This is a genomic window from Shewanella sp. NKUCC05_KAH (genome assembly GCF_019345585.1).
Lineage (GTDB): Bacteria > Pseudomonadota > Gammaproteobacteria > Enterobacterales > Shewanellaceae > Shewanella > Shewanella oncorhynchi.
In genome coordinates, this window is the sequence record NZ_JAHKQZ010000008.1 from 67,988 (window position 1) to 93,998 (window position 26,011).

The following is a 26,011-nucleotide window of genomic DNA, read 5'->3' on the forward strand; positions in this document are numbered from 1 at the left end:
CCAAACATGAAACTCTATCTACTCGATAACTTTGACTCCTTTACTTATAACCTAGTGGATCAATTTCGCAGCCTAGGTTGTGAAGTGGTGATTTACCGCAACGATGTTGCCGCCGATTATATCGCTGAAAAACTGCTTAACGAACAAGAGCCTGCAGCCCTCGTGTTATCACCAGGACCAGGTGCCCCCCATGAAGCAGGCTCTATGATGGCACTTATCGCCAAAGTTGCGGGTAAGGTGCCTATGCTGGGTATCTGCCTTGGGCATCAAGCCATGGTGGAATATTACGGCGGCACAGTGGCACGCGCACCTTTTGTGGTACACGGCAAGGCAAGCCCCACTTTACATGACGGTACTGGCGTATTTGCTGGTTTGCCCTCTCCCCTGCCCGTTGCCCGCTATCACAGTCTCGTTGCCACTCAAGTACCGGATTGCTTGCAAGTGATTGCAACCACTGACGCTATGCCGATGGCAATTATGCACCCTGAGCATAGAGCCGTTGGCTTTCAGTTCCACCCAGAATCAATTCTGACAACGTTGGGCAGCACACTGCTCATTCAAACCTTGGCATTTCTGACCCAAGACATGACAGCAGGAGTAAATGCATGAGTACAAACAATATTCAGCCTTTACTCGACGTTTTATACCAAGGTAAGAGTTTAAGTCGCGAGCACACCGCCGAACTCTTTGGCGCGTTAATTCGCGGTGAAATGAGTGAAGCCACTATGGCGGGCATGTTAGTCGCGCTCAAGATGCGCGGCGAAACCATAGATGAAATCAGCGGCGCCGCCGATGCCATGCGCGCCGCCGCCAAGACGTTTCCCTACTCGAATGGCGATAACCTTAGCAATGGCATCGTTGACATAGTTGGCACCGGGGGTGATGGCTTTAATACCATTAATATTTCCACCACAGCGGCCTTTGTTGCCGCAGCGGCGGGCGCTAAGGTCGCCAAACACGGCAATCGTAGCGTATCGAGTAAATCGGGTTCATCGGATCTTTTGGCGCAGTTTGGCATCGACTTAACCATGTCGCCAGACACCGCCAGTCGTTGCCTCGACGCATTGAACCTGTGCTTTTTATTTGCGCCCCACTACCACGGCGGAGTAAAACATGCGGGGCCGGTCAGGCAAGCACTGAAAACGCGCACTTTATTCAATGTGTTAGGGCCACTTATCAATCCCGCCCGCCCCGAGTTTATGTTACTTGGCGTTTATAGCCCTGAGTTAGTCTTACCGATAGCGAAAGTATTAAAGGCGCTTGGCACAAAACGCGCTATGGTAGTGCACGGCAGTGGTTTAGATGAAGTCGCGCTGCACGGCAACACCCAAGTGGCCGAATTAAAAGACGGCGACATCATAGAGTATCAACTCACGCCCACCGATTTAGGTGTGCCTTTAGCACAAATCAGTGACTTAGAAGGCGGCGAACCCGCGCAGAATGCCTTGATCACCGAGGCAATTTTAAAAGGTTGTGGCACAGATGCGCATGCCAATGCGGTCGCCATCAATGCCGGTTGTGCTTTATATGTGTGTGGAATTGCAGATTCAGTGAAAACAGGAACCTTACTTGCGCTCAGTACCATACAAAGCGGTAAAGCCTTTGAATTGTTAAGCCAATTAGCTAAAGTCAGCAGTGAAACAAAGGAATAAGTGGCAATGACTCAAGAACTGATAACAAATAGCCAAGATATGAGAACTCAGCCACAGGCAGCAACAAACCCTATGCCAAAAAGTAATGTGTTAACCCGTATAGTCGATACCAAAGCGGCCCATATTGCCGCCCTGAAGCTGCGTTTCCCCGAGGCAAGCTTGTCGCCAAAAATCTCTGACCGCAGTTTGTTTGCCGCACTCAAGGCGCCCAAGGCGGGTTACATTTTAGAATGTAAAAAAGCTAGCCCCTCCAAAGGGCTTATCCGTGAGGTGTTTGATGTGGAAGCCATCGCCGATATCTATGGTAAATATGCGGCGGGCATTTCAGTATTAACCGACGAGCAGTTTTTCCAAGGGGATATGGACTATATCCCTAAGGTGCGAGCTCGGGTGAACCAACCTATTCTGTGCAAAGATTTTTTTGTCGATGAATACCAAATTAAACTCGCCGCCCACCAAGGCGCCGATGCCATTCTGTTAATGCTATCCGTACTCGATGATGCACAATATCACCGCCTAGCGAAAGAAGCCGCTAAGTATCAACTCGATGTGCTGACTGAAGTCAGTAACGAAGAAGAACTTAAACGCGCCATCGCATTAGATGCGCCGATTATCGGGATCAATAACCGTAACTTAAGGGATTTAAGTACCGATCTCGCCACCACAGAAGCCTTAGCGCCACACATTAGCAGCGACCGCGTGGTGATCAGCGAATCAGGCATCTACAACAATCAGCAAGTACGCCGCCTGAGTCCACTGGTTGATGGTTTCCTCGTCGGTAGTTCGATAATGGCCGAGGCTGATATCGACTTAGCCTGCCGTAAATTGATCTTCGGTCACAATAAAGTCTGCGGCCTCACCCGCATGGAAGATATTCGCGCCGCGGCAACGTCAGGCGCCGTCTATGCCGGGCTGATTTTTGCTGAAAAATCCCCGCGCGCATTAACCCTTAATGCAGCTGAACAATTGCTCAGGGAATATCGCGCATCCGCGGCTCCCGCCATTGAATTCGTCGGTGTGTTTGTTAATGCCGCGCCAAGCACCATTACGGATACCGCAGCCAGTTTGCAGTTATCTGCCGTACAGCTGCATGGCACTGAAACTGAACTTGAAATCGCACAACTCGCAGAGCGACTTGAGCAAGCGGGACTCACTACTCAAATTTGGAAAGCCGTCAGCGTCGATGCGCAAACGGGTGAGCTTGGTAACTTACCTCAGGGAGCATCGCGATATCTGTTTGATAGTAAAACGGCAGACCAATTTGGCGGCTCGGGCCAAGCCTTTAATTGGCAAAGCATTGATGCGAAATCCCTCTGCCCACAAAAAGCCCATGCCATGTTGGCGGGCGGACTCAATCCAGGCAATGCGGCCAGTGCCAATGCCCAAGGATTTTACGGTTTAGATTTTAATTCTGGCCTAGAAACCGCCGCAGGAATTAAATCGGCGCAACTGATCCAAACGGCTTTTACCCATTTACGTCTCTAGCCTATCGCGCTAAGCAAGAAGCCCTAGATGCAGTTGGTGCTCGACAAGCGTGATGCTCGACAAAAATATGAACCTATTAATGCCAGTGGCCAAATAGATAACAACTCAGTTAACACTATGATGCGGTTAACCCCAAGACGCTGTTAGCACCATCAAGCCACTGACAAACTGATTGATAAGATAAGGAAAAAGGTATGTCAAAGTTAAAGCTTAACCCTTATTTCGGCGAATACGGCGGCATGTATGTGCCACAGATTTTAGTGCCAGCCCTTAAGCAATTAGAAACTGCCTTTGTGGAAGCGCAGGAAGATGACGACTTTAAAGCCGAATTTACCGATTTACTGAAAAACTACGCGGGTCGCCCAACAGCACTCACCTTAACCCGCAATTTAAGCCCAAATCCTATGGTGAAAATCTACCTTAAACGGGAAGATTTACTCCACGGCGGCGCCCATAAAACCAACCAAGTGTTAGGCCAAGCCCTGCTTGCTAAGCGCATGGGTAAAAAAGAAATTATTGCTGAAACCGGCGCAGGACAACACGGCGTTGCCACCGCCCTTGCCTGCGCGCTGTTAGGCTTAAAATGTAAAGTCTATATGGGTGCCAAAGACGTTGCGCGCCAATCACCTAACGTATTTAGAATGCGTTTGATGGGTGCAGAAGTGATCCCTGTCACCTCAGGTTCTGCCACCTTAAAAGATGCCTGCAACGAAGCGATGCGCGACTGGTCTGGCAGCTACGAAAAGGCCCACTATCTTCTGGGCACAGCTGCGGGGCCACATCCGTTCCCAACCATAGTGCGTGAATTCCAACGCATTATTGGTGAAGAAACCAAGAAGCAAATGCTGGAACGTGAAGGTCGACTGCCCGATGCCGTTATCGCTTGTGTTGGCGGCGGCTCCAACGCTATCGGCATGTTTGCTGACTTTATCGACGAGCCTAGTGTCGAACTGATTGGCGTCGAACCTGCGGGTAAAGGCATAGACACGCCAATGCACGGCGCGCCGCTTAAACACGGTAAGACTGGTATTTTCTTCGGCATGAAAGCGCCTTTGATGCAAGACAGCGAAGGGCAAATCGAAGAATCTTACTCGATTTCAGCCGGATTGGACTTCCCCTCCGTTGGCCCGCAGCACGCGCATCTTAATGCCACAGGCCGCGCCCGTTATGAATCGGCTACCGATGATGAAGCCTTAGAAGCCTTCCAACAACTGGCGCGCTGTGAAGGAATTATCCCCGCATTAGAATCGGCGCATGCTATCGCCTATGCCGTCAAAATGGCGCGCGAGTGCACCAAAGAAACCATTTTAGTGGTCAATCTTTCCGGTCGTGGCGACAAAGATATTTTCACTGTTTCTGACATTTTGAATGGTAAAGAGGTATAACGAACATGAGTGATACATTGACTAACCCAGGCCTTTACCAAGCGGCCCGTTACCAAGCCACCTTTGCCAAACTCAACGCCGAAGGCCGTGGCGCTTTTGTCCCCTTCGTTACCCTTGGCGATCCTAGCCCTGAGTTATCGCTAAAAATTATCGATACCTTAGTGCAAAACGGCGCCGATGCCTTAGAACTGGGCTTTCCGTTTTCCGATCCCTTGGCCGATGGCCTAGTGATCCAAGGCGCTAACCTGCGCTCTTTAGCCGCAGGTACGACTCCAACGGCGTGTTTTGAATTACTGGCGCAAGTGCGTGCAAAATACCCAGAACTACCAATCGGTTTGCTGCTGTATGCGAACTTGGTGTTTGCTAACGGCATAGATGCGTTTTACGCCAAAGCGCAGCAAGCGGGTGTGGATTCAGTACTTATCGCCGATGTGCCAGTGGAAGAATCAGCGCCCTTTAGCGAAGCCGCTAAAGCCCATGGTATTGCGCCGATTTTTATCGCACCGCCCAATGCCGACAGTGAAACCCTTGAGCAAGTGAGTAAAAGTGGTGAAGGTTACACCTATCTCTTATCCCGCGCGGGAGTCACAGGCACAGACACGAAAGCTGGCGTGCCGGTAGAGGAAATTTTATCTAAATTAAAAGCCTTTAACGCCCCGCCACCGCTCCTCGGTTTTGGTATTGCCGAGCCTTCACAGGTAAGCGCCGCCATCAAAGCGGGCGCTGCGGGGGCTATTTCTGGCTCTGCCGTAGTAAAAATCATCGAAACCCACCAGCACGATGAAGTTAAGCTACTTACAACGCTTGGGGAATTTACTCGCGCAATGAAGGCTGCAACCTAAGCGAGTCTTGATTTAAATAATCCAATATAAATCAAGAATTCAATTACAAATAAAATAAGTGAGGTAGACTCGTCGCCTCGCTTATTTTGTTTGTATTTACCAAGCTCTATGTTTACTCAGCCTTTATCTCCCGCAAAGACTATCTATCAAGGCAATACTGACACTCACGCAGTACTACACTGACAGCGTATTTATTTAGTCACAGTTCCTCGATAGAATGCCCTATCGAAGAAAAACGGACTTTTTATGCAGTATCGGATCTATATTCTCGAATTAACGCCTTGGGGCTGTGGTTTTGAAGGTGAAGTTGCAGGTAAATGCGATAATGGTGCGCCAATTTGGTTTTACTACCAAGGTAGCGATCAGCAGGCCGAAATTCGCTTTCCGGTTAACCAATGGGTCACAGTTGAATTGCTTGGCCGATTAGCAAGTGCCAGTCTTCAAGCTGATATGATTAAACAAACGCCACACCAGCATCTGAAATTCCCGTTGCATAACTGTCACTTTGAAGCTTCAGGACAAATCATCGACATCAGCCAAACACCCGAAGATACAATTTACCTGCTGCAATCAAATCTACCGATCCCCTTTGATAATGAACTTGGGAAATCCCCTATCTCGCTAGGCCATTGGGTTAATGTAACAGGCGAGCTTTGGGTAACAAATTGGATGAATTGAGTCGATAAAAAAAGGTATAGTGCTAGCCTGTAACAAATCATTCGCCTGATACATATCCATTAGAGGATCCGATGACCATTTCTAAATCTTTACCCGATAACAAACCTCGTACTTTTTTGGGAACACCCAAATTACCGGCCAAATATGCCACTGTGGTGATGCCATTTTTTCTCTCTATTCTCATGAGTTGTATCGTTTCTGGGATCAGCACTTTCAATGGCGTTGGCGCTTCACCGCAATTTCTCGAACTCTGGCTCGGCGCTTGGCTGATCTCATGGGTTGTCGCCTTTCCGACACTGCTGATGGTGTTACCTTTGGTGCGTAAAATCACAGCTCATTTTGTCGATTTACGCTAGTTTTACGACTTAATCTTCCGATTTAACTGTTTTATTTCAAAGCCGTTTTAGGACGGCTTTATATTGAACTCCTTCTCTTATGCGTACAGCGGCTAAAAATCACATCGATAATTGTTCGATCTGTTACCCTGCCAACATTCACTTAAACTAAAACAGTACGACCTACACCATACCAATCGTATTAAATCAAAGCGCTCATTGAGCCCCCTGTCCACGCTTTACAATGGATTTACACTGACCGTTTAGCGGCACCTATGTTTATTGTATAAGGATGACATGACCCCCACCTAAATCAATTTTCCTCTGCTCTCGAACCAACTCAAGCATTAATGTAACCCACTGTATTTATATCTTTTATAAAAATAGAGCTCGTAAAACCCTAAATGATATATCCCCAAAACGCTGCCTAATTATCACCCCTTTATCATTTACTTATTTGTACCATTAACCGTATCTGCCCCCCTTATTTATCAGTTAAAAGTATTAACCCATAACCCCACGCAAATGAGAATGGTTTGCATTTGAATATTTTCACATGCTAATTTACCTACCGTTGTCGGGACAGAGACAGCAGGAAATGACCTAAGGACTGAGCTAAAAATAGCGAGTTGATCAACGCAAGATAAATAGCCAAACAGTCTATTTTGATAACCGCATTCACTTTGGTTTGCGTCCTTAGGTAACTGATTACTGGATCGGCAACGCGCAGTAGCATGTTGCCAAGGAGGCGTAAGTGAGTACACAGCAAAGGGAAATGGATCGCGAAATCTTTGATCTACTTGGCATAGGCATTGGCCCATTCAATCTTGGCCTCGCCGCCTTATCAGAACCTATTGACGGCTTTAACTGCTTATTTTTAGATGCTAAAACCAGTTTTGACTGGCATCCAGGCATGCTACTCAAATCCTCAAGATTACAAACACCCTTTATGTCGGATCTGGTGACTATGGCCGATCCCACCAGCCGCTACAGTTACCTTAATTTTGCCAAGCAAACGGGCAGGCTTTATCCCTTTTATATTCGTGAGAATTTCTTTTTACCTCGCCACGAATACAACTTGTATTGCCAATGGGTGAGCCAACAACTCAGCAACCTTAAATTTGGTTTTAAGGTCACTCAAGTGGATTACAACGCAGGTGAAAGTATTTATCGAGTTACAGGTTTTGATAGGCGCAGTGGTAAAACCCATACCTATCAATGCCGAAAGCTAGTGCTAGGCACTGGCACTGAACCTTATCTACCAAAGGATTGCCCAATCCAAGATGCACGGGTCATGCATACCGCCAGTTATATGCAGCAAAAAACCTACCTGCAGAGTCAGAGTGCCATCACAGTAATTGGTAGTGGCCAGAGTGCGGCGGAAGTGTTTTACGATCTACTGCAAGAGATTGATACTTATGGTTATCAACTCAATTGGATGACACGATCAGCGCGTTTTTATCCCTTGGAATATACCAAGCTTACTTTAGAGATGACCTCGCCAGATTATGTCGATTACTTCCACGAGTTGACCCCTAATCAAAGATGCTCACTGATCGCCAGCCAGAAACAACTCTACAAAGGAATAAATTCTGAGCTGATAAACGACATTTACGATTTGTTATATCAAAAACGCCTATTGGCCGATTTTCAATGCCGACTGATGACGAATGCGGCGCTGACTCATATCGAGCCCCAAGCCAATATGCTCAAGTTGCATTTCCACCACAATGAAAAAAATCACACCTTTGAGCAAGAAACGGGCGCCGTCATTTTAGGCACAGGTTACCACTATCGTTTACCCGAGTTTATCAGTGGTATTAAACAACAAGTCGAATTCGATGACGCCGGACAACTTAGCGTGCAGCGTGATTACAGCATAGATATTCGAGGGGATATTTTTGTCCAGAATGTCGGTTTGCATACCCATGGGATAAGCTCTCCAGATCTGGGTATGGGCTGTTATCGCAACGGCACCATCTTAAAAGCTGTGCTCGGTTATGCGCCCTACCACATTGAGGAACATATCGCGTTTCAAACCTTCGATCCAGCCAAACTTGCCAGTCATCAGCCCTGCGGCGCCAATGCAATTAACACGTTGGATCTTAATCCAAGACATTTTCCTAAGGCGCCACACAGAAAAACTCAAGTTGATGCGCCACAAACTATCCCTCCAACCAAGATTCCAAGTTCTGGCGCAAGTTCAACCGTGAGTTCAGGCGCGGGAACCAATATGCCGGTTTTAATGGCGCCGAACCAGGAGGCATAATAATGGCAAGCCAATTTAGTAACCATTGTTTAACGCAACTATGTTTAACGCAACTATCCGCTATTTCGAGCATTAATGGTTTTCAGTTCAGAGCGTTAGACCTTACACAAGACATTCCAACACTACAGTCTTGGTTTAACCAAGATTACGCCAAGTTTTGGGGTATGCAGGGCTTGAACCTTGATGCCATAAAAAATCTGTTAGCAACAACAGAACACAAGTTTGTCTTGATAGGTGAATGGCAGGCCAAAGCGCTATTTATGGTGGAACTCTACGATCCCGTCCACGATGAAGTCGGTCAGCACTATCGTGTTGCGCCGGGTGATTGTGGTATGCATCTCATTATCGCGCCGCCAGATGGTAAACCCGTCAGCGGCTTATCCTTGAAGGTGATGGATGCGATAGCGCAGCTCGTGCTTGAAAAACTGGCCTTTAATCGCCTGGTGGTTGAACCCGATCAACTCAATAGCAAAATTCATCGCTTAAATAGCCTGATAGGCATTCGCTATGAAAAAGCGATTCAATTAAGCACTAAAACGGCTTTCCTCGGATTTTGCACTGCGGCCCAGCGCCTTCGACCATCGAGCACGCCCTCTTTGACGAGTCTAGCCCAAACAACCTCAGCCCTGCCAAGCTCAGATCAGTCAATGCCTGCTCTGCCAAACTTAGCAGAACAATACTTAGCAGAACAATACTTAGCAGAACAATACTTAGCAGAACAATACTTAGCAAGCCCAACCCTAGCAAAGCCAAGCTCGCACGCGGCATCTGCAATCTCTCCCATGACATTATCGACTCTTCAGGTGAATTAGATGAACTTACCCACAAAAGCCTTATTAATGAAACCATTGCCAACGCAAGATCATCATGCTCAAGCAGTACATGCTCAACAAAGCTCGGCGCTATCGACAACATCAACTTCTATGCCAGAACATTTGACTCCCGCCTATTGGCAAGCGGCTAATCGTCATTTAGTGAAGAAAATCCTCTGCGAATTCACCCACGAGAAGCTCATTACGCCGACCCTGTACGGGCAAAAAACGGGGCTTAACCACTATGAACTGCGGCTCAAAGACAGCACCTACTATTTTAGTGCGCGGCACTATCAGCTAGATCATCTCGCGATTGATGCCGATACCATCCGCGTTTCACTTGCAGGCAAAGAACAAACCCTCGATGCGATGTCGCTGATCATTTCCCTTAAAAATGACTTAGGGATCAGCGAAACCTTACTGCCTACCTATTTAGAAGAAATCACCAGCACCCTCTACAGCAAGGCGTACAAGTTAGCGCATCAGGCGATCCCCGCTGCCGCACTGGCGCGAGCCGATTATCAAAGCATAGAAGCGGGCATGACTGAGGGCCATCCGGTGTTTATTGCCAATAACGGCCGTATTGGTTTTGATATGCAGGATTACCGTCAATTTGCCCCAGAAAGCGCGATGCCGATGCAGTTAGTCTGGCTAGGCGTGCGCAAGAGCAAAACCACATTTGCCGCCCTCGAAAACTTGAGTCACGACGCATTACTTAAGGAGGAGCTTGGCCAGCAGTTCACTGACTTCCAACAACGTCTTAAAACCCAGCAGCATGATCCGCAGGACTTCTACTTTATGCCTGTGCATCCTTGGCAGTGGCGTGAAAAAATCGCCCGCGTCTTTGCCGGCGACATAGCCCGTGGCGATCTGGTTTATCTTGGCGAAGGGAGTGAACAGTACCAAGTACAGCAATCGATACGCACTTTCTTCAATCTTGCATCACCGCAAAAGTGCTACGTCAAAACCGCGCTTTCTATCCTTAATATGGGCTTTATGCGTGGTCTATCGCCCCTTTACATGAGCTGCACACCGCAGATCAATGCTTGGGTTGCAAACTTGGTTGAAAACGATCCTTACTTTGCCCAACAAGGCTTTGTGATCCTCAAAGAAATTGCCGCCATAGGTTATCACCACACCTATTACGAGCAGGCACTCACCCAAGATAGCGCCTACAAAAAAATGCTTTCTGCCCTGTGGCGCGAAAGCCCACTGCCACACATTGAGCCTAAGCAAAATCTGATGACCATGGCTGCGCTACTGCATACGGATCATGAAGATAAGGCCCTTATTGCAGCCTTGATAGCCGCCTCAGGCTTACCAGCAAAGGATTGGGTCAGTCGCTACTTAAACCTGTATTTATCGCCGCTGTTACATGCCTTTTTTGCCTACGATCTGGTCTTTATGCCGCACGGGGAAAACCTGATCTTAGTGCTCGATGAATATGTGCCAGTCAAGATTTTGATGAAAGACATAGGCGAAGAAGTCGCGGTACTCAATGGCGCGAAGCCGCTACCTGATGATGTAAAACGCCTTGCGGTGAGCCTTGAAGAAGAGATGAAGCTTAACTACATCTTACTGGATATTTGTGACTGTATTTTCCGCTATTTAGCACCGCTGCTCGATGAGCAAACCAGTGTCAGTGAAAGCCAATTCTGGGAGTTAGTGGCGGACAATGTACGTGATTACCAAGCCCTGCATCCACATTTGGCCGACAAGTTTGCCCAATACGATCTGTTTAAGGACAGCTTTGTACGCACGTGCCTCAATCGTATCCAATTGAATAATAACCAACAAATGATAGACCTCGCCGACAGGGAGAAAAACCTGCGTTTTGCTGGTGGCATCGACAATCCCTTGGCGGCCTTTAGACAAAGCCATGCCTTTAAGCGCCCTATGCTTAGCAGCGCTGAGCAAAGGACACGTTAACACGCCACAAAGTGGATAACCCCGAAACTTTAGCAGGGCCAATGTTGGCCCAGCTTGTTTAACCCCCAACCTAAACGGAATTAAAGATCAACATTATGAAGACTTTTCCTCTCTCCAGCATCGCACTCGTCTGTCGGCAAGCCCTCGTTAACCCGAAGCTATTGCTGTGCTCAGCCATGTTAGCCACGGTTCCCCATGCCACAGCTGACACTGTCGATGCGGATAGTAAAACTAAAAAGCACCAGAAAGAAATTGAAGTCATCAATGTCATTGGCGCTAAGGATTTACACGACAATCGCTATAAGACACAAGCGATGAACACGGCAACTGGGCTCGATTTATCCTATCTAGAAACGCCGCAGTCGGTCACGTCTATCACCCGCCAAATGATGAATGATCAACAGCTTAATAGCGTGATTGATGCCATGACCAGCGTTGCGGGGATCAATGCCCGCCCAATGGATAACGACAGATACAGTATTAGTGCCCGCGGCATTGCCGTGACCAGCATTTTGTACGATGGTGTGCCAACCACCTACGATACCCGCTTCAACTATGGGGATAATCTGATCGACACCGCCATATACGAGCGAGTAGAAGTGGTACGCGGCGCGACTGGCCTCATGACGGGAGCCGGTAATCCCTCGGCGGCCATTAACCTTATCCGTAAACGCCCGACTCAAGAGTTTATGGGCAACACATCCCTAAGTGTGGGCTCCTGGAATAATGTGCGCGGTATGGTCGATGTTTCCAGCGGCTTAAATGACTCGGGTTCTGTGCGCGGTCGCGTGGTCGCCGCCTATCAAGATAAGGATTCATTCCAAGACAGGTACGAGCAGCAGCGCACAACGCTATACGGCATAGTCGAAACCGATATTGGTGATAACACCTTATTCACCCTTGGTGTCGATTACCAAGATGCTACGCCGAGCGGCACTATGTCGGGCGGTTTACCGCTATTTTACAGCGATGGCAGTCGCACTAATTATGATCGTGCCACTTCAACGGCGCCCGATTGGGGCTCGGCGCATACCCAAGGACTCAACACCTTTGCGAGTCTCGAACACAGATTAGATAACGGTTGGAACCTAAAAGGGACTTACACCTACGGCGATAACTCATTGGAGTTCGATGTACTATGGGCCACGGGATATCCTGATCCTGTAACCAATATCGGCGCCACTGCAGGCTCTATCGCCTATGTCGACGGCAGTCGCACCCAACACAATGTGGATTTGCGCGCCGAAGGACAATACCAACTCTTTGGTCAGGAACATCAATTGATGTTTGGCTGGAATGGCCAACGCCAAGAGTTCGCCAATCCCTACTATTATCCCACTGCGGCAGTACCGCCTTTGGGGGATTTTCGCGATCCGAACTTCCAATATCCAAAACCTCAATGGAAGGAAACCTATACCACGGGTTCATTTGGCGAAACCAAACAGAGTGCAGCCTATGTGGCGACTCAGCTTAATCTCAGCGACGCGTTAGCTGTCCTCGTCGGATTACGCCTCAATGAGTGGGAAACCGACCAAGATAATTTTGGCAGCCGTTACGATTTCAACATCAGCAACGAACTCACCACTTACTTCGGCCTCACCTACGCCCTGACCGAGCAATATTCGCTCTATGCCAGTTATACGGATATTTTTGCACCGCAAACTAAGCAAAGAATCGATAAAAGCTACCTAGATCCAGTCAAAGGGAAAAACTACGAAGGCGGGATTAAGGCGAGCCTGTTCGATGAGGCTTTAGATATGTCGCTGTCGGTGTTTGAGATCAGGCAAGACAATGTCGGAGTCAGCACTGGCGATGTGATCCCAGGAACAACAACGCAAGTGTATGAAGGCGTAAACGGTACAAAAACACAGGGATTCGAATTTGAATCGACGGGTAAAATCACTGATGACTGGAATCTTTACTTAGGTTACACCCAGTTCACTAGCGAAGATCCTGAAGGCAAACGTGTCAGTACCACTTCACCACGCCAGCAATTAAAACTCTTCACCACTTATACCTTTGGCGGTGATTGGCATAAATTGCAAATAGGTGCGGGGGTTAACTGGCAGAGCCGCGTCTACCAAACAGTTAATTCGCCACTTGGCAAAGTCGAAGTCGAGCAAGGCTCTTACGCGCTAGCGAGTCTAATGGCGAGTTACGCCTTCACCGAGCAACTTAAGCTCAGCGCAAACCTGCACAACGCCTTAGATAAAAGCTACTACAGCCAAGTCGGTCAATACAGCCAATTCCAATACGGTACGCCGCGAAGTGCCAGCTTAACCTTAGACTATCGCTTCTAAGTCAGATTTATATTGAGATCGTTCGAAAAACCTTGTGAGCCCAAATCTTGGGCTCGCAAGGTAATCATTTACATGGACTTATCGATAACCGCGGCAATCAATCACAGCCATTAAGGAGTCACTATGGCAAGCCAACGGAGAGACACCAGACTGCAAACATTGTGCGATACAGCGCCAAGCCACAACGCGTTGAATCAAACTATTTTGTCACTCAATCAGCTGTTACATCAACGGGCACCCTTCTATGGCGAGCACCTTCGCGCAACGCAGTCACCTACAGGGCTCAGTTTTGATGAATGGAGTAACGTCGATACTTATCAAAAACTCATTGCACGTTTTGCCATCGCACATCCTAGCGCAGAAACTCAGGTTGAAACCGAGGTTAGTAAAACAGCTGCAACCAGCCGAGCGCCCGCTTTCGCCAGTAAAAGCGCCTTAGTCAGTAAAAGCACTACGGCCAGTAGAAAAGACACTCGCAAAGCGCTGCATTCACTTTGGGGTCAATGGTATTTTGGCCTTTTAGTTCCGCCTGTGATGGAGTGGATTTTTAACGCAAAAAAAGCCGATTTCGAGCCTATTCACTGGCAGCCACAGTCCGTTTTTATGCAGGTACACGCCAGTGGCCGAGTGGCAAAATTTGAATTTAACATCGCAAAACCCCAGCCAAATACCGCTTTGGCCTTTAAAAAACACCACGACATCGAGCCACTTTCCCAAATAAACACTAAGCCAAGTTTCAAGACAGACACTAAGGTACACTCGCCATTAACCCCATATAAGCCGCCAGTTGATAAAGAACTCGCCCTACAAGGCCTTATATTAAACTTACTGCAACCGAGTGTTGAGCGCCTACTCACTTTGAGCCCCGTGCCCGCTAAATTATATTGGAGTCACTTAGGCTATCTGATCCACTGGTATCTAGGAGAGTTGGGATTATCTCAGCAACAAAGTCAGCAACTTAAGCAAGCTCTGTTTCGCAGAGCGACCTTTTTTGATGGCACCCAAAATCCACTGTATAACAGCATCAATTTGATTGTTGACCCCAAAGAAGACAGCACAAACATCCAATGCATTCGCCGTACTTGCTGCCTAAGGTATCAACTCGCCAACACTGGCCAATGCCACGATTGCCCACTACTAAGTCGTCCTAACGCTAAGACAAACGCAACCAAACAGGCACAAGTCTAACTTGCCCATTAAACCCATTTAATGGGCAAGATCGCAATCCTAGGCCCATGGTGCTTTTGCCCTTATGTTGCACATGCTACACTCAAGCCCATGTCTCTTTAACATGATTATTTATGAAACAACTGCTTGATTTCCTGCCCCTCGTCATCTTTTTTGCCGTTTATAAATTTTTCGATATTTATATCGCCAGCGGCGCATTGATCGCAGCCACCGCGCTTCAATTGATCGTGACCTATGCGCTATATAAGAAACTTGAAAAGATGCACTTAATCACCTTTGCTATGGTGACAGTGTTTGGCACACTCACTTTAGTGTTTCACGATGATTCTTTTATCAAGTGGAAAGTGACCATCATCTATAGTTTATTTGCCATCGCCTTAGGTGTCAGTCAATTGCTCAATAAATCGATATTAAAGTCGATGTTAGGCAAAGAAATGCAAGTAGACGACAAAATTTGGGCTCGTGTAACTTGGTATTGGGTGATCTTTTTCGCCGCTTGTGGCCTAGTCAATATTTATGTCGCCTTTAGTTTGCCATTAGAAACTTGGGTCAATTTTAAAGTGTTTGGTTTAACCGCTTTAACCTTAATTAATACTGTCCTGACCGTATTTTATCTTTATAAACACCTTCCCGAAGATCAACGCAAGGAACTCAAATAATGTGGTATATGATTTCAGCTCAAGATTTTGAGAATAGTTTAGAAAAACGTTTAGCCGCACGCCCAGCCCATTTAGCTCGCCTGCAAGCCCTCGCCGATGAAGGTCGTTTACTGATCGCTGGCCCACACCCAGCCATCGACAGTGAAAACCCTGGTGATGCAGGCTTTAGTGGTTCACTGGTTGTCGCAGATTTTGAATCCTTAGTCGCAGCAAAACACTGGGCCGATGCCGATCCCTATATCGAAGCGGGCGTTTACCAAAGTGTTGTGGTTAAACCCTTTAAACGAGTCCTGCCTTAATGAAAATAGTGTCCTTTAACATCAATGGTCTGCGGGCACGCTTGCATCAATTGCAAGCCTTAATCGATAGCCACCAGCCCGACATTATCGGCCTGCAAGAAACCAAAGTGCACGATGAGGCGTTTCCATTAGCCGAAGTCGAAGCTATGGGATATCAAGTGCATTACCACGGCGGTAAAGCTCACTATGGTGTTGCCATGCTGTCTAAAGTCGCACCAGAAAAACTGCAAAAGGGTTTTCCAAGCGATGATGAAGATGCCCAGCGCCGCATGATTATCGGCACATTTACCCAAGCGAATGGTCGTCCATTGACTGTGTTCAACGGCTATTTCCCCCAGGGCGAAAGCATAGACCACCCAACAAAATATCCTGCTAAACGTAAGTTTTATCAGGATTTAATGCACTACTTGCAGACAAATCACAGCAACGATGAAGATATCGCCATCATAGGTGACATCAATATTTCGCCGACCGATTTAGACATAGGTATAGGCGAAGTCAATCGTAAACGTTGGCTAAAAACCGGCAAATGTAGCTTCCAACCGGAAGAGCGTGAGTGGTTAAAAACCTTACAAGACTGGGGCTTAATCGACACTTTCCGTCAATTACACCCAGAGCGCATCGAACGTTATTCTTGGTTCGATTACCGCAGCAAAGGGTTCGATGACAACCGTGGCCTGCGTATTGATGTGATTTTAACAACGCCTTCACTAGCAGCACGTTTAGTCGAATCCGACGTCGATTACGATCTACGCGGCATAGATAAGCCCTCAGATCACGCCCCCATCTGGAGCACGTTCAAAGAGGCTTAACCCGCTAACGTTCGATCATCTTAGTAGATATAAAACATCGGCTTAGGTCGATGTTTTTTATGGGCGAAACATATTTTATCTTTATCGTTCGATGAATAGTCAATGAGTCAGGTGTGATACTGAACGTAATTCACTTTTGGACAGATATGTCTTGAAGACGAGTGTTTGGGGACCAATAATTCTAGTTGTGAGGAGTTTAGCGTTTGCTGATGTCCACTCACACATGCTTGCCATGGTATTTGCTCGTCGACTCGCAGCCAGTCCATCCGTGGATGCTCGACCGCCCCATCTGATGTGAAAGGATTCACAAATGCCGCGATGGCATGGACGCCAAAGAGCGGCCATGGGGCGGACGGTCGTCTCGCAAATCACCATGGTTCACCTGTTTAGCATCGGCGAAGCCTGTTTGTTTTAAAGAAATACGTAGCAAGCTTTGGGACAAAAGCGTATTAGTTCATCAGCTATAACAAGTGAATTTCGCATAGAAATGTCTATGGTGTAACGCCTTGCTCAGCTGCATTTTTGGAGTAGAAGCTTTTGTGTTATCAAACAAAAAAGAAGGAACGGAAAAATGTCAGATACAGCAATTTGTTATGTTCGCATTCTGATAATACTATCAACATATTGATGGACCATTATTCAACTTTCACATAGAAGCAATTACATTTACAACTGAAAAGACCAATTTGAGGATCTTTAGGTGTAACGCCCTTACGTTTAGCTTGTGAGTTAGCAACTTCTACAGCGTGCTTAATCTCATTAATTTCTTTGCTAGATAGCCTTCTCGTATGCCCATGTACAGGACATCGTTCTCGTTCTCCATCACCCGATATTCGCTCTCCTGACATATTGATGCCCTCTTTCTAATTTCTACCGCTTTAAACATAACGCCGCCAGCAACTGCCGGAGTGAGTTGGAAGCTTTTTTACGTCTTTTTGCAAAAAAGAAGACAGTTTACGGAGGTCAGATTGACTGGCCTTGTTAAACATTTTAGAACTTGAGCGAATAACCACTGGAAACCCACTCATTGAAATTTTCCGCCAACAATACCATAGACTCTTTCGTTAAATCGCCGAAAGGTACCCTATAAACTGGCCAGTCTTCTGAACTTATATTATGTGTGGTATCGAAGACAATTGACTCTCCCCCACCATCTGAACCAATAGCAACCAACCCAGGCAAGTATTGCTCGTAGCAATAGGCTTCTGTTAATTCGGATATCTCTTTAGCGCTCCAGAGCACAACTGAGTCATCTGGTTCTTGCACGCCAATCGGAGTTTCTGCCCCATTAGTTTCAAGCAAGAACTTCTTATACTCACTCGGAAGATCTGTTCCTAACCATTTCTCAAGAGCCTGAATTTCTTCAGCACTTGCTGGATTTTCCGGATATTCGAATTTATCTCGATATTTGCTCATAATGCTTAACGCCCATTTAAGGGGCTGATAATCGTTTGCTAAAATTGTGTAGCGAAGCGAAGTCGAGCAAACTGTTAGCAATCCCGCTTTAAATGCTTGTATGGGTTAACGCTTGGCTAAGGGGCAGGCTTTAACCCATCACTGAGAGCGGAGCGAACGATTTGAACCACTATTTAGGCTATCACAGTTACTCAAGGTCTACACAAACCTGCTTGTGCCATGCAGAAAGATTCGGCCATTCTTCCTTAGTGCTGCCGTTGTGAGACCAATAAATTATCTCACCCGTCTTTGCTATGCAGAAATAGTCGCCATTATCCTCGATGAATGGCAAAAGGTCTCTTGGAAGACCCATGACATTCCAGGCTGTTTCAGCAATGTCAAAGATATCAAGATGGCCAGAGCCGGGTAAAATTACCGCAGGCTCAAAGGTAGCGTTTGCAACATCGCTGCCAGACTTCAAAAATGATCGGTAGTCATCATGAAAACTGATGCCCAGTTTGCTTTCTGCGCTAGCTATTTCGGTATCTGTCGGGTTTCGAAATGGATCGTTATTCATAATTATTGTTGCCTAACGTTAAGCGGCGTCCCAAGCCAATTTTAATTGACCGAGGCGAACAAGTGATACTCTGGTGAACGTTTATCATCAACAAACAATTTAAAATTGCTTGATATTTTTCTTAAATATTTCCGATAAAGGTTAACACAATCAGCCATATAGAAACCATCAATTTCCCCAAATTCTATTTTTACAAAACACAGATTTCCACCGCCAACCACAGTGAAATACCCTCCGCAAAAAGGACATTTTCAGACATAACTTTCTCCCCTGAAATCTATGACCGTCAATTTAGATAATGTCACGCTGATAGAACGGAATGGGGCAATATAACTAAATAGTTCTTTGGGTACTTCCAAATTAAAATGGCGGAAATCTAAGATTTCCGCCATTGTCGGATGATACGTTACTACTTAACATGAGACTCAGTATCGGGCGTTATTGCTCAACACCCCATGCCGACGACTCACATTAAAGGTGACACATTAACTCGTGCGGTACTGCTTTAAAATGCCATCTAACTCGACCGAAGCATGGTGCAGATCATTGGCTAAGGTCACACTGCGCTGGGCCGTTTGTTTGATGGTTTCCGACTGATGGCGGATTTCATTCAATTGTCCGGCAATATCGCGAGCGGCGACACTCTGCTCTTCCGCCGAGGCGGCAATTTGGCTGCTCATATCAAATACCGCATTGACCGATTGCGCCATGCCTTGAACATCGTCACCGACGGCGATAATCGCACTGCGACCTTCATCGGCCTGATCGACTATCTCCATGGTAATGCTCGATAAACGACTCGTGCCAGATTGTAAGCCTTCAATCATGGCCTGAATTTCTACCGTGGCCTGTTGAGTTCGACCCGCTAAGGTACGCACTTCATCGGCTACCACAGCAAAGCCACGACCTTGCTCACCGGCACGGGCCGCTTCAATGGCCGCATTTAAGGCTAATAAATTGGTTTGTTGGGAAATACTGTTAATGGTTGTGACCACGGCATCAATACTCGCCGCATCCTTAGACAATTGTTCCACCGATGAAAACGCCGCGCCAATCTTAGTTGAGAGTAAACCAATGCTTTCCACTGTATGGCTAATACGCCCACGACTGGCCAACATTTGGGTTGAATTTTCCTTGGTTTGCAACGAAGTATTACTCGCATTAACAGAGACTTCTTCAATCGCGGAGGTCATCTGCGCCATCGCCACAGCAACGGAATCGAGGAATTGATGTTGGAACCCAATCAGTTTATCACTGGTGGCCGCCTGTTGATTAAATTCATCGGATGCCAATGATAAGGTCTGTGCATTTTTGCCAATAGCTGACACCATTTCACTCATATTGTCGGCGCAGCGATCGATTTCCCGGGCAATCAAACTGAAATCGTCAGTACCAAAGAAGTTTAATCTAAAGCTCAAATCACCATCGGCTAAGCGTTTGATGGCTAAGTACATGTCCCATAATCCACCACCGAGTGAAGTTGAAATCCAGTAACTCAGTTGGAATAAAGGCAACAAACCCACTAACGCTAACCAGAACATAAAGTTAGCATCGCTACGCGCATCGGCTTCCCACTCATGGACATTCTGCGTCAGTTGTAAGGCTTGACCTGACACACTGGCGCTGACCGTCACTTTATCCCCTTGACGCTGCGCGTCACTTTGCCTTGAAGTTACAGTTAACCCGTATTGGCTGGCAAATTGAGATAAGGCGTCAGCTTGTAGCTTTTGCGCCGTTGCAACTTGCGCTAAGGTATCGACGCTAGCTTGAACCCGAGCGATAGAGGCCTGCTCAAGGTTACGGTGTGCATGTTGATAGTTGACAAGCGCCACGGCGGCCGTGATCAGCGCCACCATAGAACACACTACCCAAAACTTTCCGTTGAGACTGAACTTGATCAATATGGCATCAATGGTACGAAACTGGATTTGTTTCATCTTGATAATTCCTAAGAACAAAATGCTATTTGGCACTAAATCAGCAGTATAGCTCAGATTGCCACGACAACTATGTCAGTCATAAGATCTGAGCAGGTATTATGCTAATCCGTGCTAGCAACTTGGTTACGTGTGGCGGCAGACCACTTTTGTGTCAGAGTAACCAACTGCCCCGTTAACAGGCTCATGCTAAAACCTAATAAGCCACCAATGATCAACGACGGCACGACATTGGCCACATCACCCGCCATAGCAAAGGTAGTGCAACAGCCAATAAATGCGCCGGGAATAAAGCTAAGCTTTTGATAACTTGCCTGTAAACACATGGCCGAAGTGGCTATGCCGGTAAAAATATACCCAAATACGGGCGAAATAAAAAAGCTGCTACCCGAGATAATGAGCCAAGCCCAAAATACACCGGACAGGTTTGTGCACCACGCCATCATCACGCCCTGAAAGCCAGCCTTAGGTTGAGCAAAAAAAGTGCTACAACCTAAAAAGCCGATCCAAGTGACCAGATGAAAAGCATCTGCGACGCCACACCAAATAGCCGCCAATAGGCCGGCAGAAATAGCGACTTGCCAACGATTTCCCATGGATGACCCCTTTAGTAATTCTATTCACGGAAGTTTAATACCCTTGGGCGCTCTAAAATGTGTATTTTGAGGTAGCTTGGGTAAACATATTGGTTAAATTACCTCTATTTTGGTAACAAAAACCTGATCTATTGCTAATTTTCGGCATTAATGCCCGTAAAATCGCTAACAAGCAAATTTTTTGTGGTAAAAAAACGAAAAAAGCGCTTATTAGGCGCTTTTTTGTTCAAACGGCTTTCAGTTACCCCTCTTGCCGACACTTACACTCGCAATAGTTTACTCACGGGAAGATCGCGGATCCTCTGCCCCGTCGCCGCAAAAATTGCATTGGTCAAACTTGGGGCTACGGGCGGTACACCCGGCTCACCCACGCCTGCGGGCGGCGCATCGGATGCAATAATGATGATCTCCATATCGGGGGTTTGGGGAAGTCGCAGCAAAGGATAATCGTGGAAATTCGATTGCTGCACTTTGCCCTCTTTGTAAGTGATTTCCCCCATCAAGGCTAAACTCAGGCCAAATATAATCGCACCTTCTGTCTGGGCTTTTACCCTATCAGGGTTAACTATCGTGCCCGCATCGATAGCTGCGATGGCATTCAGTACTTTAAGCTGTTTATCCTCGGACACTTCCACCAGCATAGCCACAGCAACGTAACTCACAAAACTGCGGTGCACGGCAAAACCCCAGCCCTGATTTTTGCCCGCCTTGGGCGCCTTAGTTTGGGCTTTTTCGACCGCATCAATGACCCCAAAATAGCGACTGACGTCCACAGGGTGACGATTGAGCTCTTCGCCATAGTTGCCATATTTAAACTGTTGGTCGGTAAAGGTCTCACGCCTTGCTTCACCTAACAGGCTACGCCACATTGCAGGGCAAGAAACCTGAGAACGATGAGCCATTTCATCGACAAAACTGCCGACACTAAAACCGTGCTGAATATTACACACAGAGCGCATCCAACCAATACGGCTATGCGCCTGCGCTTTTACCGCTTCGTATCTTAAATTCGGCAAAGCAAAGGGCACATCCACAAAGCCTAAATCCAACTCACCGCCAGAGGGATATTCCACCCCTTCAGCAAAGGTTGAACTGATCGATGGGAATCCCGTACGGGCTAAAAGAGCGGTCGGTTTGTTGCTGGCATCAAACAGTGCCTGATAGGACTGAGCGCTGATAGCATGGTAATAACCGTTTTGAATTTCATCTTCGCGGCTCCAACTCACCTTAATTGGACGCTTGAATTGCTTCGATAATAGTGCGGCTTCAACACTAAAATCAGGTTTAGATTTACGCCCAAAACCACCACCCAATAGGGTGACATTCACTTTAATCGCATCTTCTTCCATACCCAGCGCAGCGGCCACATTTTGCTGTGTACTTTGCGGCGTTTGGGTCGATGCCCAGATTTCACAACCCTTTTCAGTCACATGGGCAGTAGCTACGGGCGGCTCAATAGAGGAATGGATTAAATAAGGCACGGTATAAACCGCTTTTAGCGTATTCGCCTCGGGCCAGTTTTTGATTTCATCACCAGCTTGACGCACGACATTACCGCTTTGCTGTACCCGCTCGACCAGTGACTTCAAATAAAGACTTGAATCATGCTGACTGTTGTCGGCCTGAGTCCAAGTGACTTTTAAGGCTTTGCGCCCTTCAAGGGCACTCCACGTGTTTGTGGCGATAACAGCAACGCCGCCCAAAGCCTGAAACGCGGGAGCGCCCTTAGCGGCGGGCAAACGATACACATCCACGACACCGGCCACTTTGCGCGCTGCGGTATCATCCAAGCTTGCCACATCGCTCCCGAGCACCGGCGGGCGTATTATGCTGGCGTAAAGCATGCCATCGAGTTTAATATCGTAACCATAAATCGCGCTGCCACTTAACATGGCATCCATATCAACGATTTGACGTGATGCGCCAATCTGCTTGAAATCTTTAACCTCTTTAAAGGTTAACGACTCAACGGCAGGTACGGGTTGCTCTGATGCGGCTAACGCTAACTCGCCGAACTTGGCCGAGCGGCCCGTTTTAGCATGCAACACTTTATGGTCGGCGGTATGCACCTCGCTCACGGGAACTTTCCAACGTGCGGCGGCGGCCTGCTCAAGCATGGTTCTTGCCATCGCCCCCATCTGGCGCATGCGGTCGTAATTTTCGCGAATACTGCGGCTACCGTCAGTGTTTTGGCTGGCATAACGTTTATCAGCTAAACCTTGAATAGGGACAATTTTATCCCAATCCGCTTCTAACTCTTCGGCTAAGACTTGCAGAATGCCGGTTCTGATCCCCTGTCCCATCTCGGAGCGATGGCAAGTGAGGTACACTTTGTCGTCTTCACCAATGGCAATAAACAGATTCAGCCGCGCTTCTTTATCCTGCGCCAACGCCATGGGGCTCCAAGTTAATCCACTCGCCCCTAATGCAAGTCCGCCCCCTACTGCGCCAAACAGTTTTAACACGTCGCGGCGGCTGATATTTTCTACGGCAGTAAAAGTACTCATATTAGCCCTCCTGTTTGGCATAGTTTTGCAGTGCGGCTTTGATCCTAGGATAGGTGCCGCAGCGGCAGATATTCCCCGACATGGCAGAGTTGATTTGTGCTTCAGAAGGTTTCGGATGCTGCGCCACTAACGCCGCAGCCGACATCAATTGTCCCGCTTGGCAATAGCCGCACTGGGGCACGTTATGTTCGGCCCATGCATTTTTAAGCTTTTGATTATCCAGCCCTTCAATTGTTGTCAGACGTTTTCCTTGTGCCTGCCCCAAACTGGTTAAACAGGCGCGCACAGGTTGGCCGTCTAAATGCACAGTGCAAGCACCGCATAGCCCTGCACCACAACCATATTTAGTGCCCGTGAGCCCTAAAATATCCCGTAACGCCCACAGGATTGGCATTTTAGGATCGGCATCTAAGGTGAATGATTTACCGTTGATGAAAAGTGTTTGGGTGGAAGCGGCGGTACTGGCTTCCTTGATAACTGCAGTGGTTGATAATACTTCTGCCATAACTCACTCCTTAAGTGCCAACCACGACGCAAGATCGGCTTGGGTATCAATATCAATTGCGGCGCGGGGTAGTGTTATAGCGACTAACGCTCCCCGCTGTGCTTGTTGTTTTAGAATCGATTTCGCCCCGCGATCACCACTCAAGTGAGTGAACTGCGGTAATGTAGAGGCATTAAAAATAGCAGGTACGCCTAAATCATCCAAATAATGGGCGGCAACGTCTTTACCGGTTTCATTCCATGTCAAAATCAGTTGTCGATAATCGTCTGCACTCAAGGCCACTTGGTCTGCCAATGTCAACAACATGGCATCAAAGCCCTGTTCCTTGGCATAACTTGCCGCCAAACTCACTGAGGATGCTAAGCCTGTTTGCCACTGTGGATTAACTAAAATATCAAAGGGTTGGCGGGAGTGAAGCTCGACTAATAATGGCTGCAATATGTGCTGGTGAGCACCGAGTATGATTAACAAAGGCGTATGCTGGAGCGAATGAGAGTCTTTGCGATCCAAACCTAAATCTTGGCAACTAAGCTGTTGTAAACGCTCAACATGAGTGCAAATGATGGTTTGTTCGCGAATTTCCGTAGCACTATGTGATGGTAGAAGTTGCGCTAACTTTACCCCATCAAAGCGCTTACTCTCACCCGCCGCAAGTACCACAATCAGCAGTCGCTTGGATGAAAGTGGCGTTTGCTCTGTCAACGTTAGCGCTGCCGACTTTGGTGCTGAAGACATTAGTACAGAAGGCTTTTGTACTGGCGGCAACGTCATCAACGCATTATCTCATCGAGATGTTTTAAGGTCGCACCATGGAGCACGCCGTGGCACTGGGCCAAAATACTTAACGCCACGGCACTCGGTAACTCGCCGCCAAGGGCAAGCCCTGCGGGAGCAGAAAATACCCCAGAAAAAGATTCAGTACTGAGCCCTGCCATTCCAAGCACTTTATCCCGTCGATGGGCAGGACCAAGCAAGGCAATATAGGCTAGCGGATGCGCTTGAATAACCTTTAATGCCGCAGCATCTAAGCCCAAGTTATGGTTCATCACCACGGCGCAATCCAATTGAGCGATATGATTCGCGGTTAATTCCCCCGCGGTCAGTTTCACTATATGGGCATGGGGGAAATCCGCCGCTCTGGCATAGGCGGTACGACCATCGAAAACAGTCACTTGCCAACCTAAAGTGTGGGCCATGGCGGCAACGGGCTTAGCATCGATACCACCGCCAAAGATCCCAAGATGGAATCTTGGTCTCAAGGGAATAATCAATGATTCTCCCGCGTCTTGGGTGAAGACGCCCGTGCGTACAAAATCGCTGGCGGGGAACGGCGTCAACTCCTCAGAATAAAACGCAGCGTGATACTGGCGCGCATCCGTCCCCGCTTTGACTAAAGGCAATTGGTAAAAACCCGACCGACCGTGGCGAAATGCCTGCACTAGCTCAACTAAGCCAAGATCATGATTCTCTTTTAGCAGAGGGATCAACATGATATCTACTATGCCACCACAACCGAGTCGATAGCTGGCATCGGACTCATCGCTTGCATCATAGGTGACGCACATGACTTGCTTAGTCTGCATGGCATTTTGAGCATGGCGACGTAAATCGGCTTCTAAACAGCCGCCACTTAACATACCCACGCCTTGACCAAACTCATGAAACAACATCATGGCACCGGGTTTCCGATAGGCCGAACCTTGAATTTGGGTGATCACCGCAAGCACCCAAGCGTCATCCGCCAGTGGTAGCCAATGCTCTAGTAAATCTTCGATTTGGTGATCCATCCGCAAGGACTCCATTGGGTTAGGGAGATTTAAAAAATTTAATGCGCTTATCGCTATTGAAA

At 47.5% G+C, this 26,011-nt stretch carries 22 protein-coding genes and 1 pseudogene; 15 read left to right on the plus strand and 8 right to left on the minus strand.

Annotated elements, in window-relative coordinates; genetic code table 11:
* Positions 1-6: 6 nt before the first annotated feature.
* The 15 genes and pseudogenes from KO533_RS09220 (at position 7) to xthA (ending at position 16,645) form a co-directional block, all read left to right on the plus strand.
* Complete coding sequence (locus KO533_RS09220) at positions 7-609, plus strand: aminodeoxychorismate/anthranilate synthase component II (protein ID WP_219253799.1); 603 nt, start codon at positions 7-9, stop codon at positions 607-609.
* On the plus strand, positions 606-1,652 hold the full coding sequence (gene trpD, locus KO533_RS09225; protein ID WP_219253801.1) for an anthranilate phosphoribosyltransferase: 1,047 nt from the start codon (positions 606-608) through the stop codon (positions 1,650-1,652). The genes KO533_RS09220 and trpD overlap by 4 nt, the downstream gene beginning before the upstream one ends.
* A gap of 6 nt (positions 1,653-1,658) precedes the next feature.
* Positions 1,659-3,137, plus strand: a complete 1,479-nt coding sequence (trpCF, locus tag KO533_RS09230; RefSeq protein WP_219253803.1) for a bifunctional indole-3-glycerol-phosphate synthase TrpC/phosphoribosylanthranilate isomerase TrpF — start codon at positions 1,659-1,661, stop codon at positions 3,135-3,137.
* 194 nt (positions 3,138-3,331) lie between these two features.
* Complete coding sequence (trpB, locus tag KO533_RS09235) at positions 3,332-4,522, plus strand: tryptophan synthase subunit beta (RefSeq protein ID WP_012089560.1); 1,191 nt, start codon at positions 3,332-3,334, stop codon at positions 4,520-4,522.
* Positions 4,523-4,527: 5 nt separating this feature from the next.
* Complete coding sequence (trpA, locus tag KO533_RS09240) at positions 4,528-5,364, plus strand: tryptophan synthase subunit alpha (protein ID WP_219253805.1); 837 nt, start codon at positions 4,528-4,530, stop codon at positions 5,362-5,364.
* A 246-nt stretch (positions 5,365-5,610) separates the two neighbouring features.
* Positions 5,611-6,042 carry a glycerate kinase gene (locus tag KO533_RS09245; protein ID WP_219253807.1) on the plus strand — a complete coding sequence of 144 codons (432 nt, stop codon included), beginning with the start codon at positions 5,611-5,613 and terminating at the stop codon, positions 6,040-6,042.
* A gap of 71 nt (positions 6,043-6,113) precedes the next feature.
* The gene (locus KO533_RS09250; protein WP_028761002.1) at positions 6,114-6,398 is read left to right on the plus strand and encodes a DUF2798 domain-containing protein; all 285 of its coding nucleotides are present in this window, start codon (positions 6,114-6,116) and stop codon (positions 6,396-6,398) included.
* A gap of 733 nt (positions 6,399-7,131) precedes the next feature.
* Positions 7,132-8,646 (plus strand): lysine N(6)-hydroxylase/L-ornithine N(5)-oxygenase family protein, encoded by a 1,515-nt coding sequence (locus tag KO533_RS09255; protein WP_219251502.1) that lies wholly within the window; start codon positions 7,132-7,134, stop codon positions 8,644-8,646.
* Positions 8,647-8,648: 2 nt separating this feature from the next.
* Positions 8,649-9,284: pseudogene (locus tag KO533_RS09260) on the plus strand (GNAT family N-acetyltransferase); the annotation flags it as partial.
* Between the two features lie 174 nt (positions 9,285-9,458).
* Positions 9,459-11,387, plus strand: a complete 1,929-nt coding sequence (locus KO533_RS09265) for an IucA/IucC family siderophore biosynthesis protein (protein ID WP_219253811.1) — start codon at positions 9,459-9,461, stop codon at positions 11,385-11,387.
* A gap of 95 nt (positions 11,388-11,482) precedes the next feature.
* Positions 11,483-13,687 carry a TonB-dependent siderophore receptor gene (locus KO533_RS09270; RefSeq protein ID WP_219253813.1) on the plus strand — a complete coding sequence of 735 codons (2,205 nt, stop codon included), beginning with the start codon at positions 11,483-11,485 and terminating at the stop codon, positions 13,685-13,687.
* Between the two features lie 123 nt (positions 13,688-13,810).
* Entirely contained in the window at positions 13,811-14,875 is a 1,065-nt protein-coding gene (fhuF, locus tag KO533_RS09275; RefSeq protein WP_219253816.1) for a siderophore-iron reductase FhuF, read from the plus strand.
* Positions 14,876-14,988: 113 nt separating this feature from the next.
* Positions 14,989-15,534 carry a septation protein A gene (locus tag KO533_RS09280; protein ID WP_028761007.1) on the plus strand — a complete coding sequence of 182 codons (546 nt, stop codon included), beginning with the start codon at positions 14,989-14,991 and terminating at the stop codon, positions 15,532-15,534.
* Positions 15,534-15,833 (plus strand): YciI family protein, encoded by a 300-nt coding sequence (locus tag KO533_RS09285; protein ID WP_028761008.1) that lies wholly within the window; start codon positions 15,534-15,536, stop codon positions 15,831-15,833. Before KO533_RS09280 ends, KO533_RS09285 begins: the two co-directional genes overlap by 1 nt.
* Complete coding sequence (gene xthA, locus KO533_RS09290) at positions 15,833-16,645, plus strand: exodeoxyribonuclease III (protein WP_219253818.1); 813 nt, start codon at positions 15,833-15,835, stop codon at positions 16,643-16,645. The genes KO533_RS09285 and xthA overlap by 1 nt, the downstream gene beginning before the upstream one ends.
* A gap of 990 nt (positions 16,646-17,635) precedes the next feature.
* Here xthA and KO533_RS09295 read toward each other — a convergent pair.
* From KO533_RS09295 to KO533_RS09330, 8 genes are all read right to left on the minus strand, one after another.
* Positions 17,636-18,061: an SMI1/KNR4 family protein gene (locus KO533_RS09295; protein WP_131523523.1), complete on the minus strand. Its 426-nt coding sequence runs from the start codon at positions 18,059-18,061 to the stop codon at positions 17,636-17,638.
* Between the two features lie 187 nt (positions 18,062-18,248).
* Positions 18,249-18,617 carry an SMI1/KNR4 family protein gene (locus KO533_RS09300; protein ID WP_028761011.1) on the minus strand — a complete coding sequence of 123 codons (369 nt, stop codon included), beginning with the start codon at positions 18,615-18,617 and terminating at the stop codon, positions 18,249-18,251.
* Between the two features lie 485 nt (positions 18,618-19,102).
* Positions 19,103-20,554, minus strand: a complete 1,452-nt coding sequence (locus tag KO533_RS09305; protein ID WP_219251507.1) for a methyl-accepting chemotaxis protein — start codon at positions 20,552-20,554, stop codon at positions 19,103-19,105.
* Between the two features lie 104 nt (positions 20,555-20,658).
* The gene (locus KO533_RS09310; RefSeq protein WP_219253820.1) at positions 20,659-21,150 is read right to left on the minus strand and encodes a DUF1097 domain-containing protein; all 492 of its coding nucleotides are present in this window, start codon (positions 21,148-21,150) and stop codon (positions 20,659-20,661) included.
* A 260-nt stretch (positions 21,151-21,410) separates the two neighbouring features.
* Positions 21,411-23,657 carry a molybdopterin cofactor-binding domain-containing protein gene (locus tag KO533_RS09315; RefSeq protein ID WP_219253821.1) on the minus strand — a complete coding sequence of 749 codons (2,247 nt, stop codon included), beginning with the start codon at positions 23,655-23,657 and terminating at the stop codon, positions 21,411-21,413.
* Position 23,658: 1 nt separating this feature from the next.
* The gene (locus tag KO533_RS09320; protein WP_028761015.1) at positions 23,659-24,162 is read right to left on the minus strand and encodes a (2Fe-2S)-binding protein; all 504 of its coding nucleotides are present in this window, start codon (positions 24,160-24,162) and stop codon (positions 23,659-23,661) included.
* A 3-nt stretch (positions 24,163-24,165) separates the two neighbouring features.
* The gene (locus tag KO533_RS09325; protein WP_219253823.1) at positions 24,166-24,897 is read right to left on the minus strand and encodes a nucleotidyltransferase family protein; all 732 of its coding nucleotides are present in this window, start codon (positions 24,895-24,897) and stop codon (positions 24,166-24,168) included.
* A 35-nt stretch (positions 24,898-24,932) separates the two neighbouring features.
* A complete protein-coding gene (locus KO533_RS09330; protein WP_028761017.1) occupies positions 24,933-25,949 on the minus strand; it encodes an XdhC/CoxI family protein in 1,017 nt (338 codons plus the stop codon).
* Positions 25,950-26,011: the final 62 nt, after the last annotated feature.

Coding starts and splice junctions, on each gene's coding strand:
- KO533_RS09265 (WP_219253811.1), top strand. CDS start 9,459: ATGAACTTACCCACAAAAGCCTTATTAATGAAACCATTGCCAACGCAA.
- trpB (WP_012089560.1), top strand. CDS start 3,332: ATGTCAAAGTTAAAGCTTAACCCTTATTTCGGCGAATACGGCGGCATG.
- KO533_RS09270 (WP_219253813.1), top strand. CDS start 11,483: ATGAAGACTTTTCCTCTCTCCAGCATCGCACTCGTCTGTCGGCAAGCC.
- KO533_RS09245 (WP_219253807.1), top strand. CDS start 5,611: ATGCAGTATCGGATCTATATTCTCGAATTAACGCCTTGGGGCTGTGGT.
- KO533_RS09300 (WP_028761011.1), bottom strand. CDS start 18,617: ATGAATAACGATCCATTTCGAAACCCGACAGATACCGAAATAGCTAGC.
- trpCF (WP_219253803.1), top strand. CDS start 1,659: ATGACTCAAGAACTGATAACAAATAGCCAAGATATGAGAACTCAGCCA.
- KO533_RS09310 (WP_219253820.1), bottom strand. CDS start 21,150: ATGGGAAATCGTTGGCAAGTCGCTATTTCTGCCGGCCTATTGGCGGCT.
- KO533_RS09250 (WP_028761002.1), top strand. CDS start 6,114: ATGACCATTTCTAAATCTTTACCCGATAACAAACCTCGTACTTTTTTG.
- xthA (WP_219253818.1), top strand. CDS start 15,833: ATGAAAATAGTGTCCTTTAACATCAATGGTCTGCGGGCACGCTTGCAT.
- trpA (WP_219253805.1), top strand. CDS start 4,528: ATGAGTGATACATTGACTAACCCAGGCCTTTACCAAGCGGCCCGTTAC.
- trpD (WP_219253801.1), top strand. CDS start 606: ATGAGTACAAACAATATTCAGCCTTTACTCGACGTTTTATACCAAGGT.
- fhuF (WP_219253816.1), top strand. CDS start 13,811: ATGGCAAGCCAACGGAGAGACACCAGACTGCAAACATTGTGCGATACA.
- KO533_RS09305 (WP_219251507.1), bottom strand. CDS start 20,554: ATGAAACAAATCCAGTTTCGTACCATTGATGCCATATTGATCAAGTTC.
- KO533_RS09220 (WP_219253799.1), top strand. CDS start 7: ATGAAACTCTATCTACTCGATAACTTTGACTCCTTTACTTATAACCTA.
- KO533_RS09285 (WP_028761008.1), top strand. CDS start 15,534: ATGTGGTATATGATTTCAGCTCAAGATTTTGAGAATAGTTTAGAAAAA.
- KO533_RS09325 (WP_219253823.1), bottom strand. CDS start 24,897: ATGTCTTCAGCACCAAAGTCGGCAGCGCTAACGTTGACAGAGCAAACG.
- KO533_RS09320 (WP_028761015.1), bottom strand. CDS start 24,162: ATGGCAGAAGTATTATCAACCACTGCAGTTATCAAGGAAGCCAGTACC.
- KO533_RS09295 (WP_131523523.1), bottom strand. CDS start 18,061: ATGAGCAAATATCGAGATAAATTCGAATATCCGGAAAATCCAGCAAGT.
- KO533_RS09280 (WP_028761007.1), top strand. CDS start 14,989: ATGAAACAACTGCTTGATTTCCTGCCCCTCGTCATCTTTTTTGCCGTT.
- KO533_RS09315 (WP_219253821.1), bottom strand. CDS start 23,657: ATGAGTACTTTTACTGCCGTAGAAAATATCAGCCGCCGCGACGTGTTA.
- KO533_RS09330 (WP_028761017.1), bottom strand. CDS start 25,949: ATGGATCACCAAATCGAAGATTTACTAGAGCATTGGCTACCACTGGCG.